The 18,956-nt window shown below is 52.7% G+C and carries 15 protein-coding genes and 3 tRNA genes; 12 read left to right on the top strand and 6 right to left on the bottom strand.

Features of this window, described 5'->3' with window-relative positions; all coding sequences use genetic code 11:
- Window positions 1-85 precede the first annotated feature (85 nt).
- Window positions 86-3,721 (top strand): bifunctional proline dehydrogenase/L-glutamate gamma-semialdehyde dehydrogenase PutA, encoded by a 3,636-nt coding sequence (gene putA, locus NQF64_RS08025; RefSeq protein WP_266107026.1) that lies wholly within the window; start codon window positions 86-88, stop codon window positions 3,719-3,721.
- A gap of 100 nt (window positions 3,722-3,821) precedes the next feature.
- On the opposite strand, the gene NQF64_RS08020 is transcribed toward putA, so the two are convergent.
- Window positions 3,822-4,769 (bottom strand): hydrogen peroxide-inducible genes activator, encoded by a 948-nt coding sequence (locus NQF64_RS08020; protein ID WP_099027533.1) that lies wholly within the window; start codon window positions 4,767-4,769, stop codon window positions 3,822-3,824.
- 231 nt (window positions 4,770-5,000) lie between these two features.
- On the opposite strand from NQF64_RS08020, the gene ahpC reads away from it, so the two are divergent.
- Together ahpC and ahpF are read left to right on the top strand one after the other, a co-directional pair.
- Window positions 5,001-5,573, top strand: a complete 573-nt coding sequence (gene ahpC / locus NQF64_RS08015; protein WP_099027534.1) for an alkyl hydroperoxide reductase subunit C — start codon at window positions 5,001-5,003, stop codon at window positions 5,571-5,573.
- 141 nt (window positions 5,574-5,714) lie between these two features.
- On the top strand, window positions 5,715-7,283 hold the full coding sequence (gene ahpF, locus NQF64_RS08010; RefSeq protein ID WP_099027535.1) for an alkyl hydroperoxide reductase subunit F: 1,569 nt from the start codon (window positions 5,715-5,717) through the stop codon (window positions 7,281-7,283).
- A gap of 50 nt (window positions 7,284-7,333) precedes the next feature.
- Here the strand turns inward: ahpF and NQF64_RS08005 are convergent, their stop codons facing one another.
- Window positions 7,334-8,143: a restriction endonuclease gene (locus tag NQF64_RS08005; protein ID WP_266107024.1), complete on the bottom strand. Its 810-nt coding sequence runs from the start codon at window positions 8,141-8,143 to the stop codon at window positions 7,334-7,336.
- Window positions 8,144-8,171: 28 nt separating this feature from the next.
- Window positions 8,172-8,246, bottom strand: a tRNA-Thr gene (locus tag NQF64_RS08000).
- Between the two features lie 116 nt (window positions 8,247-8,362).
- On the opposite strand from NQF64_RS08000, the gene NQF64_RS07995 reads away from it, so the two are divergent.
- The 3 genes from NQF64_RS07995 to NQF64_RS07985 are packed head-to-tail and all read left to right on the top strand — an operon-like array spanning window position 8,363 to window position 12,132.
- Window positions 8,363-9,805 (top strand): paraquat-inducible protein A, encoded by a 1,443-nt coding sequence (locus tag NQF64_RS07995; RefSeq protein ID WP_099027537.1) that lies wholly within the window; start codon window positions 8,363-8,365, stop codon window positions 9,803-9,805.
- Window positions 9,802-11,481, top strand: a complete 1,680-nt coding sequence (locus NQF64_RS07990) for a PqiB family protein (RefSeq protein ID WP_257875215.1) — start codon at window positions 9,802-9,804, stop codon at window positions 11,479-11,481. Before NQF64_RS07995 ends, NQF64_RS07990 begins: the two co-directional genes overlap by 4 nt.
- A gap of 3 nt (window positions 11,482-11,484) precedes the next feature.
- Entirely contained in the window at window positions 11,485-12,132 is a 648-nt protein-coding gene (locus tag NQF64_RS07985) for a PqiC family protein (protein ID WP_266107023.1), read from the top strand.
- A 110-nt stretch (window positions 12,133-12,242) separates the two neighbouring features.
- On the opposite strand, the gene nusG is transcribed toward NQF64_RS07985, so the two are convergent.
- The 3 genes from nusG to NQF64_RS07970 form a co-directional block, all read right to left on the bottom strand.
- Window positions 12,243-12,776 (bottom strand): transcription termination/antitermination protein NusG, encoded by a 534-nt coding sequence (nusG, locus tag NQF64_RS07980; protein WP_099027539.1) that lies wholly within the window; start codon window positions 12,774-12,776, stop codon window positions 12,243-12,245.
- Window positions 12,777-12,785: 9 nt separating this feature from the next.
- Window positions 12,786-13,040 (bottom strand): preprotein translocase subunit SecE, encoded by a 255-nt coding sequence (gene secE, locus NQF64_RS07975; RefSeq protein ID WP_099027546.1) that lies wholly within the window; start codon window positions 13,038-13,040, stop codon window positions 12,786-12,788.
- Window positions 13,041-13,111: 71 nt separating this feature from the next.
- Window positions 13,112-13,188 (bottom strand) — tRNA-Trp (locus NQF64_RS07970).
- 184 nt (window positions 13,189-13,372) lie between these two features.
- Between NQF64_RS07970 and NQF64_RS07965 the strand changes: the two genes are divergently transcribed.
- From NQF64_RS07965 to NQF64_RS07940, 6 genes are all read left to right on the top strand, one after another.
- Window positions 13,373-13,447: transfer RNA gene (locus tag NQF64_RS07965), tRNA-Gly, on the top strand.
- Window positions 13,448-13,966: 519 nt separating this feature from the next.
- Complete coding sequence (atpH, locus tag NQF64_RS07960; protein WP_266107022.1) at window positions 13,967-14,542, top strand: ATP synthase F1 subunit delta; 576 nt, start codon at window positions 13,967-13,969, stop codon at window positions 14,540-14,542.
- The gene (gene atpA, locus NQF64_RS07955; protein ID WP_099027541.1) at window positions 14,542-16,080 is read left to right on the top strand and encodes a F0F1 ATP synthase subunit alpha; all 1,539 of its coding nucleotides are present in this window, start codon (window positions 14,542-14,544) and stop codon (window positions 16,078-16,080) included. The genes atpH and atpA overlap by 1 nt, the downstream gene beginning before the upstream one ends.
- A gap of 11 nt (window positions 16,081-16,091) precedes the next feature.
- Window positions 16,092-16,985, top strand: coding sequence for a F0F1 ATP synthase subunit gamma (locus NQF64_RS07950; RefSeq protein ID WP_099027542.1), 894 nt, complete (start codon window positions 16,092-16,094; stop codon window positions 16,983-16,985).
- Window positions 16,986-17,007: 22 nt separating this feature from the next.
- Window positions 17,008-18,471: a F0F1 ATP synthase subunit beta gene (gene atpD / locus NQF64_RS07945; RefSeq protein ID WP_266107021.1), complete on the top strand. Its 1,464-nt coding sequence runs from the start codon at window positions 17,008-17,010 to the stop codon at window positions 18,469-18,471.
- 3 nt (window positions 18,472-18,474) lie between these two features.
- Window positions 18,475-18,906, top strand: coding sequence for a F0F1 ATP synthase subunit epsilon (locus NQF64_RS07940; protein WP_099027544.1), 432 nt, complete (start codon window positions 18,475-18,477; stop codon window positions 18,904-18,906).
- Window positions 18,907-18,956: the final 50 nt, after the last annotated feature.

Here is an 18,956-nt window from a genome sequence, read left to right as displayed (position 1 = left end):
TTTCATGGTCTGGCTGGAGGTAGAGAAGTTCCTTCTCCACCAACAATGGGAAGTGATTATCACGCTATCAGCTTGAGGGTTTGGTATGGCTTATTTTGTGCGTCATTTTGGTTCATTGCCGGAACGTTCTGTCCTACGGAAGGCCATTGCCGAGAAAATCCGGTACCCAGAGCAAGCCTGCGTTGAGGCTTTAATTCCAGCCGCTGAGATGAGCGTTGATGAGGAAGCAATCGCCAGCAAAGTTGGGCTTTCTCTAGCGCGTGCGCTGCGCGATCATCGCCAGCCAGGCCTTGTTGAGACCTTGGTGCAAGAGTTCAGCCTTGCCTCATCGGAGGGTGTGGCTCTGATGAGCATGGCCGAGGCTTTGCTGCGTACACCAGACCATGCCACGCGTGATGCGTTGATTCGGGACCAAGTTGGTGTGGGGGACTGGCTTTCCCATATGGGGCGTGATCGTGGTTTGATCATTAATGCAGCCTCATGGGGGTTGGACATTACCGGCCGTCTCGTTGCGCCTAAGCGGCGTATGGGCGTGATTCATCGTCTGCTGCGTGATCGTGGGGAGCCGATTGTCCGCCGGGCTGTGCAATTTGCAATGCAGATGATGGGCCAGCAATTCGTCCTCGGCCAGACTATTGAAGGCGCATTGAAGGATTCCCGCAAGCGTGAGGTGCAAGGCTTTACCTATTCCTACGATATGTTGGGTGAGGCTGCGTTGGACCATGCCGATGCCGAGCGGTATCAGGCGTCTTATCATGCGGCGTTGGAGGCTATCGGCAGCCGGGCTAAGGGTGAGAATGTCTATGAGCGTCCCGGCTTATCCATTAAGCTTTCTGCCCTGCATCCGCGTTATGAGCGGGCAAAGCGTGAGCGCGTGTTGGGGGAGCTGCTGCCAATTGTAAAAGCCCTCGCTGTGCGGGCGAAGCATTACAATATCGGCTTGAATATTGATGCTGAAGAAAGCGAACGGCTGGATATTTCGCTCGATATTCTGGAAGCTTTGTGCCGCGACCCAGAGTTAGCGGATTGGGATGGCATCGGCTTTGTTGTGCAGGCTTATGGGCGGCGCGCTTCGGCTGTGTTGGATTACATCATCGCCCTTGGCCGTGAGACGCATCACCGTGTGATGATTCGCCTCGTAAAAGGGGCATATTGGGATAGCGAGCTGAAGAAGGCTCAAATTGATGGTGTTTCGGACTTCCCCGTCTTTACGCGTAAATGCCATACGGATGTTAGCTATATTGCATGTGCGCGTAAGCTCTTAGGGGCAACGGATGCGATTTTCCCACAATTTGCGACACATAATGCGCGGACAGTAGCCACGATTTACGCAATGGCTGGTCAGGACTTCCAACTGGGGCAATTTGAGTTCCAATGTCTGCATGGCATGGGTGAGGCCCTTTTTGAGCGCGTTGTGGGGGCAAAGAACCTCAACCGGCCTTGTCGTATTTACGCCCCGGTGGGGACATATGACACGCTGTTGGCCTATCTCGTCCGCCGCCTATTGGAGAACGGAGCGAATTCCTCCTTCATCAATCTGCTTGGTGACCCCAACATTCCGCTAGAAAAATTGGTGGAGGACCCTGTTAAGGTTACGCGCTCTTACAGCCCTGTGGGAGCCCCTCACCCTGAGATTAAAAAACCGCTCGATATGTTCGCGCCAGAGCGGCAAAACTCTAAGGGTATGGACTTAAACCATGAGCCTGTTTTGAGCCATCTTGGCGAGGTGCTTTACAGCCTGCCAGAGCAGTATGAGGCTCATCCGCTAGTACCCGGTTTGGGTGAGGCGACGCGTCCGGTTCATCCCGTTACAAACCCCGCAGAGCGCAAGGATCAGGTCGGCCAAGTGACCTTTGCGGTGCCTGAGGATATTCGCCACGCTGTAGATGTTGCAGAAGCAGCTTTTGCAGGTTGGGCCGCCCGTCCAGCTGAGGAACGTGGTGCGATTTTAGAGCGCGCTGCTGATTTGCTGGAGGAACGCTACATTGCCTATATGGGGCTGGCCGTGCGTGAGGCAGGGAAGTCCTACCCCAATGCTGTGGCTGAGGTCCGTGAGGCGATCGACTTCTTGCGTTATTATGGCGGGACAGTCCGGCGGGAGTTTAATAATGAGACGCACCGCCCCCTAGGCACTGTGGTGTGTATTAGCCCGTGGAACTTCCCGTTAGCGATCTTCCTTGGTCAGGTGTCCGCTGCTTTGGCTGCGGGGAATACCGTCATCGCTAAACCGGCTGAGGAAACCCCATTGATTGCTATGGAAGCTGTGAAGCTTCTGCATGAGGCAGGTGTGCCAGAGGAGGTTGTTCAGTTCCTTCCTGGTGAAGGGGATGTTGGGGCGGCCATGGTGGCAGACCAGCGCATCGGTGGTGTGATGTTTACGGGCTCTACCATTGTTGCGCAGATTATTGCACGTCAGTTGAATGGCCGTTTAGGCCGCAATGGCCAGCCTGTACCGCTTGTGGCGGAAACTGGCGGGTTGAATGCGATGATTGTCGATTCCTCCGCTTTGCCAGAGCAGGTGGTGAAGGATATTGTCTCCTCCGCTTTTGATAGTGCGGGGCAACGCTGTTCGGCTCTGCGCGTGCTATGCGTGCAGGAAGATGCTGCGGATCGTATCATCTCCTTGCTGAAAGGCGCGATGGAAGAGCTACGGATCGGGATTCCCGCCAAGTTGGCAACCGATGTTGGGCCTGTCATTAGTGAGGTCGCTCGCAAAGGGATTAACGATCACATCGAGGCTCTACGTCGCCGGAATCACCCTGTCTTCCAAGCTCCAACAGTGGAGGAGGAAACACAAGGGGGGACGTTTGTGCCACCAACCTTGATTGAGGTGAGTTCCATCGCTGATGTTGGCGGGGAGATTTTCGGCCCTGTGCTGCATGTCCTACGCTATAAACGTGATGAGCTGGAAGCCCTTATCACACGCAGTAATGCAGGGGGGTATGGCCTCACCTTTGGTGTGCATAGCCGTGTTGCCTCTCGCATTGACTTCCTTGTGGAGCGGGTTGAAGCAGGGAACATCTACGTTAATCGCAATATTGTTGGGGCGATTGTGGGTGTGCAGCCCTTTGGTGGGCATGGCCTCTCTGGCACGGGGCCAAAGGCTGGGGGGCCGCTGGCCTTGCGCCGCCAATTGGCTGAAGCCCCACGGACGCCACTCGCACAGCCGGGGGCAATGCCGGCTATGGCACGCTCATGGTTGCTATGGCTGGGTACGAATGATCGCGATCTAGCTCATGAGGTCACACCTTGGATGGATCATGGCTTGCTGTCCTGCAAGCTTGCGCTGCCATCCCCGGTTGGGGAGAGCAATACCTACACGTTGGAGCCACGGGGCCGTGTCCTCGCTGTGGCAGAGACGGAGCAGGGCCTAAAGCGCATGATCAGCTATGCAATTAGCTGTGGCAATGAGGTCATTGCTCTTGCTGCCCCCGCAGTAATTAAGACGTTGGAGACCATGCCAGATGTCCTACGGGAGGCGATTCATCCTGCTGATTCGTTAGAGGATGTCGAGGCATGTTCTGTCATTCTTGCTGAGAGTGCGAATGAGGGGCTGTGGCAGATTGTAGCAGATCATCTCAAGAACCCGGATGCCCCTGTACCGCTGGTTTATTGGGCAGATGGTGCAACGCTTCAACCAGAGGCGCTGCTGCAAGAGAAGTTGGTGAGCGTTAACACGGCAGCTGCTGGTGGTAATGCGGAGTTGATGGCTCTGAGCTAACGGCAGAGGAGGGAAAACCTCCTTTACAAAAGGGCCGGGTGCAGTGTGATTCACCCGGCCCTTTTTATTGTTTATGGCGCTATAACCGAACGAGGTTTTATCAGGTTGGAATTTTGGTTTTAGGGAGAGGGAGACACCCCTCCGGCGTGGCAACACGGAGGAAATTGGCCAACTCGCGGAAAGACGTTGCCCGTGGATCAGACGGACGCCAAACAAGGCTAATGGTCCGTCGTGCTTCTGGCTCATTCAATTCACGAATCGTGACTAATCCCTCAAATTCTTGCCGGTTATTTAGGGCAAGACGAGGGATGAGCGAAAAGCCTTCTCCCGCACCGATCATATGCCAAAGCATTTCCAAACTGGTTGCAAGCCGTTGGTCTTGAGAGCGGAAGTTGCTAGGGCAGAGGGATAGGGCTTGTTCACGTAGGCAGTGCCCATCTTCTAAAAGAAGTAAATCAGGCCGGGCGAGATCCGTTATGGAAAGGCCCTTTTTGTTGGCAAGGTCGTGGTCTTTGGGGAACACAGCCAAAAATGGCTCTTGAAAGAGCGGAGCATGTTCTAGCGATTCGGTTGCAGCTGTTGGTGCCATAAAGGCAACATCAAGATTACCCTGCCTTAGGAGTTGGACAAGGTTGGGGGTTGTATTTTCGTTCAGCCGCAGCCCCAGTTGGGGATATTTCTGGCGTAAGCGTGGGAGAAGGCCGGGGATGTAATAAGGCCCCAAGGTGGGAATGACGCCAATATGCAGCAAGCCATCCAGCGGCCCCGTATGAGCGCGGGCGACCTCTAGCAGATTGCGGGCAGAGGCGAGGACATCGCGCCCTAAGGCAATGAGCCGTTCACCTTCTGGCGTGGGGGCAACATGCCGGCGGGAGCGTTCGAACAAAGTGACGTTAAGAAGCTGCTCTAGCTTGCGCACTTGCTCAGAAAGCCCCGCCTGACTGACGCCACAACGCTCAGCCGCGCGGGAAAAATTACGCAGATCATCAACTGCGACAACATATTCGATGTCCCGTAGGGACAAACCGGAGAGAGGAACGTAGGACATAGACTCTATCCATAAGCGGAGTTGGAGGCAGAGCCAAGAGGGAAAGATTGAAACTCATAAAGATTGATAATGATTCTTAATTATACTCATAACAACTCTCAATTAGACGTTCTTTTGGCCGGGGGGTAGAAACAAACCTGCTTGACATTCTCGTGTTTAGGTTGCTCCCATTGGGAGCATCCACAAACCCTGTGGAAGTCTACAATTCGTTAGTAAATTAAGGGGGTCTTCATGCCTGCTATTGGTTCCGAAATTAAGCCTTTTACCGCTCAGGCTTTCCGTGATGGTAAGTTCCTTCAGGTTTCTGATGCAGACCTGCGCGGCAAATGGTCTGTCGTGTTTTTCTATCCGGCTGACTTCACTTTTGTGTGCCCGACAGAGCTGGAAGACCTCGCTGAGAATTATGCGACATTCCAGAAGCTGGGTGTAGAGATCTTCGGTGTTTCTACCGATAAGCACTTCACACATAAAGCATGGCACGACACATCCCCAGCTATTGGGAAAGTGCAGTACACCATGATCGGCGATCCTTCTGGTGATATTGCACGTAACTTTGATGCTCTGCGCGCTGATGGCAGCCACACAGCTGATCGTGCGACCTTCCTGATCGACCCAGAAGGGAAGATCCAGTACATGGAGATCACTTCCGAGGGCGTAGGCCGTAGTGCTGCCGAGCTGCTCGATAAGATCCGTGCTGCTCAGTATGTTGCAGCTCACCCTGGTGAGGTCTGCCCTGCTAAATGGAAAGAGGGCGGCGATACAGCTACTCTGAACCCCTCTTTGGACCTGGTCGGCAAGATCTGATCGCGCCCTATTAAGGGATATTGGTGGGGCCTCTCCCCACCTTTTGGGGGAGGCGTGCTGTGCTGTAGCGCGCCTCCTTTTTTATAGGGCTTGCGCCCTCATTTAGAGTGCAATTTAGCACCAGAGCTTTTGGAGAGAATCATGCTGAACGATGATCTTAAAGGCCAGCTGAGAGGGTACCTCCAGCATCTGCGCCATAATATTGTGCTTGTTGCGTCCCTTGATGATGGCGACAAGTCCCGTGAGATGAAGGAGTTTCTGACAGAAATTTCCGAACTCTCTGATAAAGTTTCCTATCAAGATAATGGCACGGACTCTCGCCGTCCTTCCTTTGTGATTCGTGCTGCGGATTCTGATGTTCAGGTCTGTTTTGCCGGCATCCCAATGGGGCATGAGTTCACCTCTCTGGTGCTGGCTCTGCTACAAGTGGGTGGTCATCCCCCCAAGGTTGAGGCTGAGCAGATTGCGCAGATTAAGGCTCTAAAGGGTGAGTTTCACTTCGAGACCTATTTCTCCCTTTCCTGCCATAACTGCCCAGATGTTGTGCAGGCTCTCAATACGCTGAGCGTGATTAACCCGAACATCCATCATACCGCTATTGATGGGGCGTTGTTCCAAGATGAGGTGAATGAGCGTGATGTACGCTCTGTGCCGCAAGTTTTCCTCAATGGGGAGCGTTTCTCCACCGGGCGGATGGAACTGCCGGAGATTCTGGCTAAGATTGATACAGAGGGTGCCGCAAAAGCCTCTGAGAAGCTGAATGATGAAGCCCCATTTGATACGTTGGTGATTGGCTCCGGCCCGGCAGGCTGTGCTGCGGCGATTTATACCGCGCGTAAAGGTGTGCGGACTGGTATTCTGGCTGAACGCTTTGGTGGTCAGGTCATGGATACAGCTGGGATTGAGAACTTTATCTCTGTACCGGAGACAGAAGGCCCCGCTCTGGCGAAGAATCTGGAGCAGCATGTTCGTAGCTATGATGTCCGTGTCATTACGGCGCAGCGTGCAGCAAAGCTCATCCCTGCTGAGAAGGAAGGTGGGCTGCATGAGATCGTGCTGGAGAGCGGCGCGCATCTTAAGGCGCGTACTATCATTGTGGCAACGGGTGCTCGCTGGCGTCAGCTGAACGTACCGGGCGAGGAAGAATATCGTACACGCGGTGTGGCGTACTGCCCGCATTGTGATGGCCCATTCTTTAAGGGACGTCCGGTGGCTGTGGCTGGCGGTGGTAATAGCGGTGTGGAAGCGGCTATCGACCTCGCCGGTATCGTCTCCCGTGTGACGCTGCTCCAATATGACCCGGTCTTAACAGCCGATGAGGTGCTGCAAAATAAGCTCCGTAGCTTGCCGAATGTCGATATTGTGGTGAATGCACGCACAACCGAGATTCGTGGTGATGGCCGTAAGATGACGGGCCTAAGCTGGCAGGATGTGAAGGATAATAGCGAGCATAGCATCGATGTTGACGGTATCTTTGTGCAGATTGGCTTGCTGCCGAACACAGACTGGCTGAAAGGTGGCAGCATTGAGATGTCCCGCATCGGTGAGATCGGCATTGATGAACGCTGCCGTACCTCCATCCCCGGCGTGTTCGCTGCTGGCGATGCGACCACGGTGCCCTATAAGCAGATCATCATCGCTATGGGTGAAGGGGCAAAGGCCGCTCTCTCCGCCTTTGATCATTTGATCCGCGTCCCAGCAGCCTCCTAAAGCTTAGGTGTTCTGAAGGGAGGAAAGGCCGGTGTAAAAGCCGGCCTTTCTTATGTCTGGAACAAATCTGGGGCAGGTTGGAGTGTCTCAAGGGTTAGGGTTGTCAGTTGGTCGTGATGCAGCAAATGGACACCCGTTGCGTGGGCTAATTGCCGAGCGGAGCGTGTATAACCGGCATTAGAAACCACAGCGGCATAATGAGCATGCCGATGCTGCCGTGCTGCAAAAATCTCCTGCACGGCTTTATTGCCAACTGGCCGTGTATAGAGCTTGCATTGAAGTACAAAATATACTCCCGCTTGCTCGGCAAGAATATCCATCCCTTGGTCACTTCCCGGTGGGGTTGGCGTAGCCTGCCATCCCGCTTTTTGCAGTAACCCAGCGCAGAAACGCTCATAATCTAGCGGGTCCATAGCGGTCGTGAAATGCTCTGGTGGGAGGCTAGCAGCGTTCTCTTGAAGATGGTTAAGAGCCTCACTTTGACGCTTGAGGATCACTTTCGTGACGCGATTAATCCGCCGGATTGTACGATGCTGAAGAGATGGCCAAAAGGCACTAAGATGTTGCTGTGTTAATGCAGTGTGTAGAATTGTCTGGCAGAAATAATTAAGCTCTGTGTCCCAGCGTTTTTTATGGATTATACCGTAATGATCTTTCGTTAAGCAGATTTGGCGGCGTTGGGCGAGTGTGTTTTGATGATGAGCAATAAGACGACAGAGAAGATGCCACGCTTTATGTTTGCGTCGTACATGCCGGCGATATTGCAAAAAGAGGAGGAGGAAAAAAAAGAGCAGCCAAAAATCTGCTGGGAGAATAGCGATGCCATGCCCGGGGAGGAATGACGGCACATCTGCTGTCATGCTGTTTGCCGCTCCGAGGTAAGGAACATGGTGCCGACACTCGGAATTGAACCGAGGACCTACTGATTACGAATCAGTTGCTCTACCCCTGAGCTATGTCGGCGTCCGGTCGAGCCTATACAAAAAATTGTAAAAGGGAGCAATGGCGTGGGTAAAATATTTCTTGTTAAGAGGTGAGGCGGGCTTGTAGGTAAGCACGCGACAGAGCATGAGAAGGTGATGCTTAGAAAAGACCATTTTCATAAGGGGTTGTGGAGCCAAGGCGGAGCGTTGTGCTTTACGCGGCATGAGAGCGAACAACCTCATCTCAAGATTGTAGAAGGCGTGCATGAATGTGCTGGGTGCGGCTTGTTCCAGCATTTTCCACCGTTAAAGCCGGGTCATGTGCTGACATGCGCACGGTGCGGGGAGACAATGGCACGCCGTCGTAAAACGGATGAGATCGGCGGGCCGTTGATCTTTTGCCTCGCCTCATTAGCTCTTTATATCGTGTTATTGGTAAGCCCGCTATTGACGATCAATGTCTATGGGCGGGAGAGCACGGTATCGCTTTATCGGGGGCCTATGGAGCTTGCCCGGCAAGGCTTTGGTGAAATCAGTATGTTGGTATTGCTTGCAAGCGTGCTGATGCCCGGCATTGTCCTTGGCCTTATGGCGATGATCCTTTACGGGGCCTCACGCCGAGAGATGCCCCTTTGGGTACGTCCATTAATGGCATGGTACGAGCGGCTGCGCCCGTGGTCGATGGTTGAGGTTTTCGTCATAGGTGTGTTGGTAGCCTACACTAAGTTGGTGGACCTAGCCCTTGTTACGCTTCAGCCGGGGGTGTTTTTGCTGGGTGGGTTGATGGTGTTGATGGCGGCGATGGATTCCACATTTGATGCGGAGATGATTTGGCATCATCGTTCCATCCCATATCGGCGTAAATTGGGTGTGTATCAGATTAAAAATCGCGTCATCCCACCGGAGAAGCATATGCTCTCTTGTCATGCGTGCGGTATGAGCTTTGTAGCACGGCATGCTGTAGAGAATGAGCGCGATATGGGGGATTGCCCGCGATGTGGGCAGATATTGCGGCGGCGGAAGCGTAATGGTTTGCGGGCGGCGTTGTCGTTTTTGTTGGCGGCTTTTATTTTTTATATTCCTGCTAATTTATTGCCGGTAATGGCTTTTGTAAAAATGGGCCATGGGCATCCTAGTACGATTATTTCTGGTGTTATACAGCTTTGGCAGTCTGATCTTTATTTTCTAGCGTTATTGGTGTTGTTTGCGAGTATCACCGTACCTGTTTTAAAGATTATTTTGCTGGGCCTTATGATGATCTGTCAGTATCGCGGACGCGCTTCATTTAAAGTGCTGCGGCGGTTGACGCGGCTTTATAAGGTCGTTGTATTCATTGGCCGATGGTCGATGATTGATGTGTTCATGATTTCTATTTTGGCAGCTGTTGTACGCTTTGGCCTTATGGCAAGCGTGGAGGCAGAGGCTGGTGTGGTCTTTTTTGCCATGGTGGTGGTATTAACCATTTTCGCAGCGGATTTGTATGACCCACGCTGCATGTGGGATGCCGCAGGATATAATCAGGAATCGTTTGATCGCACCTCGCAGATAAGAGAAAGCGATAAACCGGCATTACAGGATATGGAGCCTGAAAAAGCGTGAGTGACGAGCAGCATAAGAAACATCCAGGGCAGTGGCGTAACGTAGCAGGGGAGACCCGTCCGGCTCGTTTTTCTGTCCTTTGGATTATTCCTGTCATTGCGTTGGGGATATCGGGGTGGTTGGTATGGCAGCATTTTGCCACGATGGGCCCGCGTATTGTTATCTCCTTTGATGCTGCTGATGGCATTATTCCCGGTCAAACACAGGTGAAGAATAAGGCTGTGACACTTGGTGTTGTACAGTCTGTGACGTTAAGCCCTGATATGACCCATGCGGATGTCACTGTCCAAATGAGTGGTGTTGATTCCCGTGCGTTGAATCAACATACGCGTTTTTGGGTTGTTAGCCCGCGCATTAATGGGACGAGTATTACCGGGTTGGATACGCTGTTCTCTGGGGCTTATATCGCGATGGACCCTGGTGAGCCAGAAGGGGGACGGTATCAAGATCATTTCCAAGGGTTGAAGAATCCGCCCGGTGTGCGGTCAGATCAACCAGGGAGTATGTATTGGTTAGTCTCCTCTAAGTTGAATTCTTTAGGGCCGGGTGCTCCCATTTTCTACCGTGATATACAGGTGGGAGAAGTATTGGGGTACACCGTGCCACCAGGTGGGGAAGGGCCATTACTTTTAAGGGTTTTTGTAAAAGCTCCTTATGATCGTTATCTGCGGACCGATAGCCGTTTTTGGAATGTATCGGGGATGCAGATTGGCTTTGGTCCTGGTGGGTTGAAAATTCGTTTGCAATCTATCCAAGCGTTGCTCTCTGGCGGTATTGCTTTTGGGCGGCCTGATAAGATGCAGAATGAGGATACGCCTGTTGCTACATCCAATTCCGTGTTCCATCTTTATGAGACGCAGGATGATGCTGATAATGCCCGCTACCGGCACAGGTTGAGGGCCGTCACTTATGTTGATACCTCCATCGGCGGGTTAGCAGAGGGCAGCAAAGTGACCATGTTTGGTCTGCAAATTGGCCAAGTTACGGGTGTACATTTGGAGCTGGGTAATAAAGCTCATAATCCACGTGTACGTGTTGAGATGCAGCTAGAGCCCGAGCGTGTTGCTGGTGAAAGTGATGGCGACCCGACGGATACATCCAAGCTGTTGGGGGATTTCGTCGCGGAGGGAATGCGTGCATCGGTCCAGAATGTGAGCTTCTTAACGGGTGAATCGATGATTGCCTTCAATTTTGTGCATGAAGCCGCAGGGAAGACTGGGCCAACGATTCAATTTCATAATGGCGTGGCTGTGATTCCGAGTGAGCCAGGTGGCATGGATGGTATTCTCCAGTCCGTCTCATCAATTACAAATAAAATTGCCGAAATGCCATTGACCCAAATGGGAGAGCATCTGAATGATCTTCTCGCTCATAGTGATGAGCGCCTAAAAAGCCCAGACGTGGCACGCTCTATCACGGCTTTGCGGGGGTCCTTAGAGTCTCTTAATCAGTTATTGGATCATGCAGACCAAAACTTGCCCGCCGTTATGGAGAATTTAAATGGGGCGCTGGGCCAAGCGAGAACTTTGTTAGGGGCTTATGGGGGCGATACAGATGCCCGCCGGAATATCGAAGCCTTAATTGTGCAATTAACGCGGATGTCTCGTTCGTTCCAGATGTTAGCTGATTATTTGGACCGTCACCCTTCATCTCTTATTGTAGGTCGGAAGCACTGATTTATGATGACTTTCCTCCATTCCTCCTCCATGTGTCTTGGTAAGCGATGGGGCCAGTTAACATTTCTGGCTGTGTTAGGTTTAGCTGGCTGTAGTAGCGGGCCAACGTCTTATTATGTGCTGGCTCCTCAGCAAGGGACTGTTGTACCCTCTCTGGCGGGGATGCGTGTGCCACAAGTGGTCGAGGTGCGTACACCCTCGGTTACGGCACGGCTAGATAAAGATGGTATTGTGCAAGTAACGCGCAACGCGCAGGACCATATCGTCCCCGGTGCAGCCTGGAGTGAGCCGCTTAATGAGATGATAGGCCATGCTTTGGTGGCGAATTTGCGCCAACGCTTACCAGGCCATATCGTGTTTTCACAAAATGAGTCTGTAGCAGTGGGGCCGGGGGCTTTTGTGGAGTTAAGCCTCTCTCGTTTTGAGGAGGATGAGTCCGGCCATGCTATTATCAGTGGCGTATTGTCAGCACATAGGGCAGGGACACCAATAGCGCAGGCGCGTGCGACCTCTGTGCAATGGGTATCACCGCAGCCTGTATCTGGCAGTCAGGCCGCTCTTGTCGCTGGGTTAGCAGAAGGGGTTGGTGTGTTGTCGGACCAAGCCATCCAGCTTTTATCCAGCCTTCCGACTATGCCAGAGCAACGCTAAAGAGCGTTGCACATTGGTTTAGATGGGGCTCTTGCCTAAAAAAAGCCCGCTCACCCTGTTGTATAAAGGCGTGAGCGGGCGGGCATTGAGTGTGCCAGAGACAGCGTTATTTAGAGTTTCTCGACCTGATTATAATCGAGATCAACCGGTGTAGAGCGGCCAAAGATGGAGACGCTCACCTTCAAGCGTTGATTCTCTGTATCAATATCCTCAACACTGCCATTGAAGGAGGTGAAAGGCCCATCAGAGACGCGGACCTGCTCGCCAATCTCAAAGCTGAGGCTGGAGCGTGGACGCTCCACACCTTCCTGTGCCTGCTGGAGGATACGCTTGGCTTCTGCATTGCTAATCGGCGTTGGCTGATTATTACGCGTCCCTAAGAAGCCCGTCACTTTGGGGGTGTTCTTGACGAGATGCCATGCTTGGTCTGATAGCTCCATCTTCACCAGCACATAACCGGGGAAGAATTTACGCTCCGCATTTACCTTGCGTCCGCGGCGTACCTCTGTGACCTCCTCTGAGGGGACGAGAATCTCCTCAAATTGGTCACTCAGGCCCTTCTTATCGGCCTGCTCACGGATATGCTCAGCAATCTTCTTCTCGAAGCCTGAATAAACATGCACAACATACCAACGCTTTGCCATGATGTTTCTTTAGCCTCCGATGCCCAAAATTTTGCTAATTCCCAGACCAATGACTTGATCAACGACAAAAAAGAAGATGCAGGTTGCAACGACCATCGCCAGCACAGCACCGGTCGTTACAATAGTGTTGCGCCGTGTAGGCCATGTTACACGTTTGGCTTCGGCACGAACATCTGCAAAATATCTGCGAAGGCTAAATCCTTGGCCTTTCTGGGCCGGGGGCCTTTTCGGCGAAGTGCCTTTCGGCTTTGTGACCGACACCATTATCCTCAAATCGACTGCGGCCTTCACCTCTCACCTCATCGTAAGGTGAGTAGATCAGGCAGGGTATGACGTGGCAGGGGTGGAGGGTCTCGAACCCGCAACCTCCGGTTTTGGAGACCGGCGCTCTAGCCAATTGAGCTACACCCCTTCAGGGTCGAATCGACCTCAATCATCTGACCCGTGGGCTGGATGATGGGCAGGAAAAGATAACGAGAACGCTATAAAGTCAAGAGCAATCTCCATGAAAATGGAAAAACTTTATTATGTTAAGGGGTAGCTCAGAATCTCTTGCGCTGGGGAGAGGGGATAATGTATAAGCCGCGACATCCAGAGCGGGCGTAGCATAATGGCTAATGCAGTAGCCTTCCAAGCTTCTGATGAGGGTTCGATTCCCTTCGCCCGCTCCAGCTTCTCATAAAATTATGCTCAAATATTTGGTGGCTCCATATCTAGGGGTTTCACCTAGTGTTGCTGCGGGCTGGTGGCGTGCGTTTTGTTTGTCAGTTCCGCTATGCTTTCTATGCAGGGATAAGGGTGTAGGGGGTGTGTGAGCGTGGAGTCATGCCTTCTAAATACGCTGTGTGCTGTGTAGTGATTCTCTGTGTTAGAGACTGCGAGAGAATAAGAAAAATCTTAATCTTTCAAGAGATTAAACCTATTGTGCAGGTGAGTCTTTTGAGTAGCCTGATAAGGATAGGATTGCGTTATTAGGGTGATAGGCAAAGCCGGCAAAGGGCGCGTCTATATGGCAAAGAGCTCTAGTTGCGTTAGAGGGGAAGGCCGTGTTAGTGGTTGTGAACGAAACGCTGGCCGGGTTCCGGTCTTAGGAGAGGGTTGCAGTTTTGTGATCGTCCCTTGAGGCAACCGGTTAGGGGAGGTTGGGAAACCGGCCGACAAGCAGAACCTCATGAAGACGGAATGAACCCGTGACGGTTGCACAGGATAAGCAGATCAGAGCGCCAGGAGAAGTGGCGCAGCGTTATGCCCGGGCCTTTGAGGAATATCTCTCAGATAGCAAACAAGATAAAGCGACTGCTCTGGAGCATGTAGCGACATTGCGTGAGGCGATTGCACAATCGCCTGAGCTTCGCGCCGCTTTGGCTGACCCGCGCCTTGAGCTTAGCCAAGCTGAAGGGGTGGTGAAGAGTCTTGTTGCAACGTTGCAGCTTGGGGATGCGGTGCGTCGATTTGTCGGGTTTATTGCGCGGCAGCGCCGTTTGTCCGGCCTAGATGAAATTCTTTATGCTGTTGTCCTTTTGGATGCTCAACAGCGTGGGGAAGTCCCAGTAGAAGTAACCACCGCGCAACCGCTGGATGATGGTCAGCGCGAGAGCCTACGTGCCGGTTTGCGGCAGGCTGGTTATAATAACGTCGCCATGACCGAGCGTGTCGATCAGTCCCTTTTAGGGGGCATGACTGTGCGTGTTGGGTCTATTCTTTTTGATACATCGATCGCCGGGCGTCTGGCCCGTCTGCAGAACGCCATGAAGGGAGCCGCGTGATGGATATCCGTCCCGCCGAGATTTCAGAAATTCTCAAGCAGCAAATCGCGTCTTTCGATCAGCCAGAGGCCGTCTCAGAGACGGGGACTGTCCTATCCATTGGGGATGGTATCGCGCGCGTTTATGGTCTGACCAATGTTCAGGCTGGGGAAATGGTCGAGTTCGAGGGGAGTGGCGTGCGTGGCATGGCCCTCAATCTTGAAAATGACAGCGTGGGTGTTGTTGTCTTTGGTGATGGTGATGAGATCAGCGAAGGTGACACTGTCCTACGGACCGGCAAGGTTGTGGAAGTTCCTGTTGGTAAGGGCCTTCTAGGGCGTGTTGTAGACGCGCTAGGGAACCCGATTGATGGCCGTGGTCCTATTGAAAACGATATTGAGCATCGTCGTGCTGATGTTCGTGCCCCAGGGATTATGCCGCGCCAATCTGTTAGCGAGCCGATGCAGACGGGGATTAAAGCCATTGATGCCCTTGTGCCTATCGGGCGTGGCCAGCGTGAGCTTGTGATTGGTGACCGCCAGACAGGTAAGACCGCTATTCTGGTTGATACAATCATCGCTCAGAAGGCAGTAAACTCCGAGGGTGACCCTAAAAAGACGCTCTACTGCATTTATGTGGCTATCGGGCAGAAGCGTTCCACAGTGGCAAACCTCGTGCGTAAGCTGACAGAAGCCGGGGCGATGGAATACTCCATCGTTGTGGCAGCAACAGCATCCGATGCCGCGCCAATGCAGTATCTCGCCCCTTATTCTGCCTCGGCTATGGGTGAGTATTTCCGCGATAACGGTATGCACTCCCTGCTCTGCTACGATGACCTTTCCAAGCAGGCTGTTGCCTATCGTCAAATGTCCTTGCTTCTGCGTCGTCCGCCAGGGCGCGAGGCGTTTCCTGGGGATGTGTTCTATCTCCATTCCCGTCTCTTGGAGCGTTCTGCCAAGATGTCCGATAAATGCGGCGGTGGTTCTATGACGGGTCTACCGGTGATTGAGACACAGGCTGGTGATACATCTGCTTACATTCCTACCAATGTGATTTCCATCACCGATGGGCAGATTTTCTTGGAGACGGACCTTTTCTATAAGGGTATCCGCCCCGCTGTGAATGTTGGTGGGTCCGTGTCTCGTGTTGGGTCTGCCGCGCAAATCAAGGCAATGAAGCAGGTTGCCGGGAGCATTAAGCTGGAGCTGGCTCAGTATCGTGAGATGGCCTCTTTCGCCCAGTTCGCGTCTGATCTTGACCCCGCTACACGCCGTCAATTGGACCGCGGTGCCCGCCTTGTGGAGTTGCTGAAGCAGCCAGAAACCTCTCCTCTCTCTGCGGCTGAGCAGGTCGTTGTACTCTATGCTGGTACTCATGGTTATTTGGATTCCATCGCTGTGAACCAGGTGACCTCTTATGAGGCAGCTCTTCTGGAGGAAGTCCGGCGTAGCGGTAAGGAGTTGTTGGCGAAAATTCATCAAGAGAAGCAACTAACGCCGGAGAGTGAGGGTACGTTAAAGTCCCTGTTGGATGCTTTCGGTAAACGGTTCACGGCCTGAGGATCTAGGTCATGGCTTCATTGAAGGAACTGCGCGGGAGAATTGCCGGGGTTAAATCAACCCGGAAAATTACCAGCGCGATGAAAATGGTCGCTGCTTCGAAATTGAGGCGCGTCCAAAATCAAACCGAAGCGGCCCGGCCTTACGCTGATACCATGCGGCGTATGATGGGCGAGTTAGCGGCGGTGTCTCAAGGGGTGGACCCTTCCATCCTGCCTAAGCTTTTGGCAGGAACCGGGAAGGATAATGTACATCTTCTTGTGGTTGTAACGTCTGATCGTGGTTTAGCTGGCGGTTTTAATGCGAACATCATTCGTCTGGCCCGCCAGGAGATTGAGGCGTTGCAATCAGAGGGGCGCACTGTTCGTTTGTTAACAGTGGGGCGTAAGGGGACAGAGGTCTTTAAGCGTTATTATGCTGACCTTATTGTGGAGTCGTTTCATAACGACGCCAGCACTCAAAAGACTGCCTACGCTTTGGCCCAGCAACTCGCCAAGAAGGTCGTCGATATGGTTGAGGCCGAGGAGATTGATGCCTGCGCTCTTTTGAGAAATCGCTTTGTGAATGCGATGACGCAGGAGCCTCAGAAATTAGGCCTTGTTCCGCTTCCTGTGGCAGAAAATGACAATGCCAGTAAGCGGGAAGATGGCGCTATTTATGAGTTTGAGCCTGATGGGCCTGGGCTTTTGGCGCAACTTTTGCCGCGCAATTTAGAGGTGCAGTTTTATTCTGGCCTTCTAGAGAGTGCTGCAGGTGAGCAAGGGGCCCGTATGACGGCTATGGATAATGCCAGCCGGAATGCGAGCAAGGCTATCGAGCGTCTGTCACTTACATATAACCGTACGCGGCAGGCCAATATCACTAACGAGCTGATCGAAATTATTTCCGGCGCGGAAGCCGTCTGAGATCATGCAGGAGAGAAATCTGATGTCTGAGGAAATCAACCGCTCTGCTGACCATGCCGGCGTAGGTGTCGGACGGATCACCCAGATTCGTGGGCCTGTGGTGGACGTGCAGTTTACCGATAAATTGCCCCATATCTTGAATGCGTTGCATGTCAAGAACGGTGACCAAACGATTGTTTTGGAAGTCGCACAAGAAATCGGCGAGCACCAGGTCCGCTGTATCGCTATGGAGGGGACAGATGGTCTCACGCGCGGGGCAGAGGTAACGGATACAGGGGCGCAAATTACTGTTCCAGTCGGGCCAGCAACATTAGGGCGTATTCTTAATGTCGTTGGTGAACCTGTTGATGATCGTGGCCCGATTAAAACGGATAAGCGTTTTCCAATCCATCGGCCTGCACCATCCTTTGAGGAGCAAGCAGCCAATACGGAGATTCTCGTAACGGGTATTAAGGTTATCGACCTGCTTTGCCCTTACCTGAAAGGTGGTAAAATCGGCCTTTTTGGTGGTGCTGGTGTTGGTAAAACCGTTATCATTCAGGAGCTGATCAATAACATCGCGAAGGCACATGGTGGCGTGTCGGTCTTTGCTGGTGTGGGTGAGCGTACGCGTGAAGGAAACGACCTGTATTATGAGATGCAGGGTGCGGGCGTTATCAAGCTCGATAAAAATGGCGGTGATGATGGCTCTAAGGTCGCCTTGGTCTATGGGCAGATGAATGAACCGCCCGGTGCCCGTGCGCGCGTGGCTTTGACGGGTCTGTCCGTGGCAGAGTATTTCCGTGATGTTGAGGGGCAGGATGTTCTCTTCTTCGTGGATAATATCTTCCGCTTTACCCAGGCTGGCTCTGAGGTTTCTGCGTTGTTGGGGCGTATTCCTTCTGCTGTGGGGTATCAGCCGACTCTCGCAACTGAGATGGGCGCACTGCAGGAGCGTATTACCTCTACAAAGAAGGGCTCTATTACGTCTGTTCAGGCTGTCTATGTTCCCGCTGATGACTTGACCGACCCTGCCCCCGCAGCGACCTTCGCCCATCTTGATGCAACAACCGTTCTAAGCCGCTCTATTGCTGAGATGGGTATTTATCCGGCTGTTGATCCGTTGGATTCTACCTCCCGCTCTTTAGACCCTAAAATTGTGGGTGAAGAGCATTATGAGGTGGCACGCTCTGTTCAGAGTATCCTGCAAAATTATAAAGAGCTGCAGGATATCATTGCCATCTTGGGTATGGATGAGCTGTCTGAGGAAGATAAGCTGGTCGTTGGTCGCGCGCGCCGTATTCAACGTTTCTTATCGCAGCCCTTTCATGTAGCAGAGGTCTTTACGGGCTCTCCTGGTAAGTTGGTCGCGTTGGAAGATACGGTGCGTTCTTTCAAAGCCGTTGTGAATGGTGAGTGTGATCATTTGCCAGAAGGTGCCTTCTATATGGTTGGTTCCATTGAGGAGGCAAAACTCAAGGCCGAGAAGATGAAGCAGGAGGGTTGATCCATGCCGCTTCGCACTGAAATCGTCAGTCCGGAGAGGCGCTATACCGACCGTGAGGTCGATATGGCGGTTGTTCCGGGGACGGAAGGGGATATTGCGGCTATGCCAGGCCGCGCCCCATTGATGCTACAGCTTCGTGGTGGCGTTGTGACCTTGTACCAGGATGGCAAGGTTCTAGAGCGTTGTTTTGTTGGTGGTGGTTTTGTCGATATGACAGCGGACCATTGCACGATTTTAGCCGATTCGGTCCGTGCTTTGGAGGATCTTTCTATCGATGATGCACGCCAAACGCTTAATGAGCTGAAAAGTCAGTGGACTAGTGTTGGTCCGGATCAAATTGAACTGCGTGAGAGTTTGAGCCGTCAGATCCAGATTGTACGTGCTGAGATCGAAGTCGCTCAGAAGGTACAGCAAAATGATCTTAAAGCCCTTTGAAGCACGAAAAGTTTCGGGGTTTTTGTAAGAGAACCAGCCTGTTCTAGGCT

The organism is Bombella saccharophila, from assembly GCF_026385475.1.
In the GTDB taxonomy this organism is placed as follows: Bacteria; Pseudomonadota; Alphaproteobacteria; order Acetobacterales; family Acetobacteraceae; genus Bombella; species Bombella saccharophila.
This window is presented reverse-complemented; position numbering and strand designations above follow the sequence as displayed.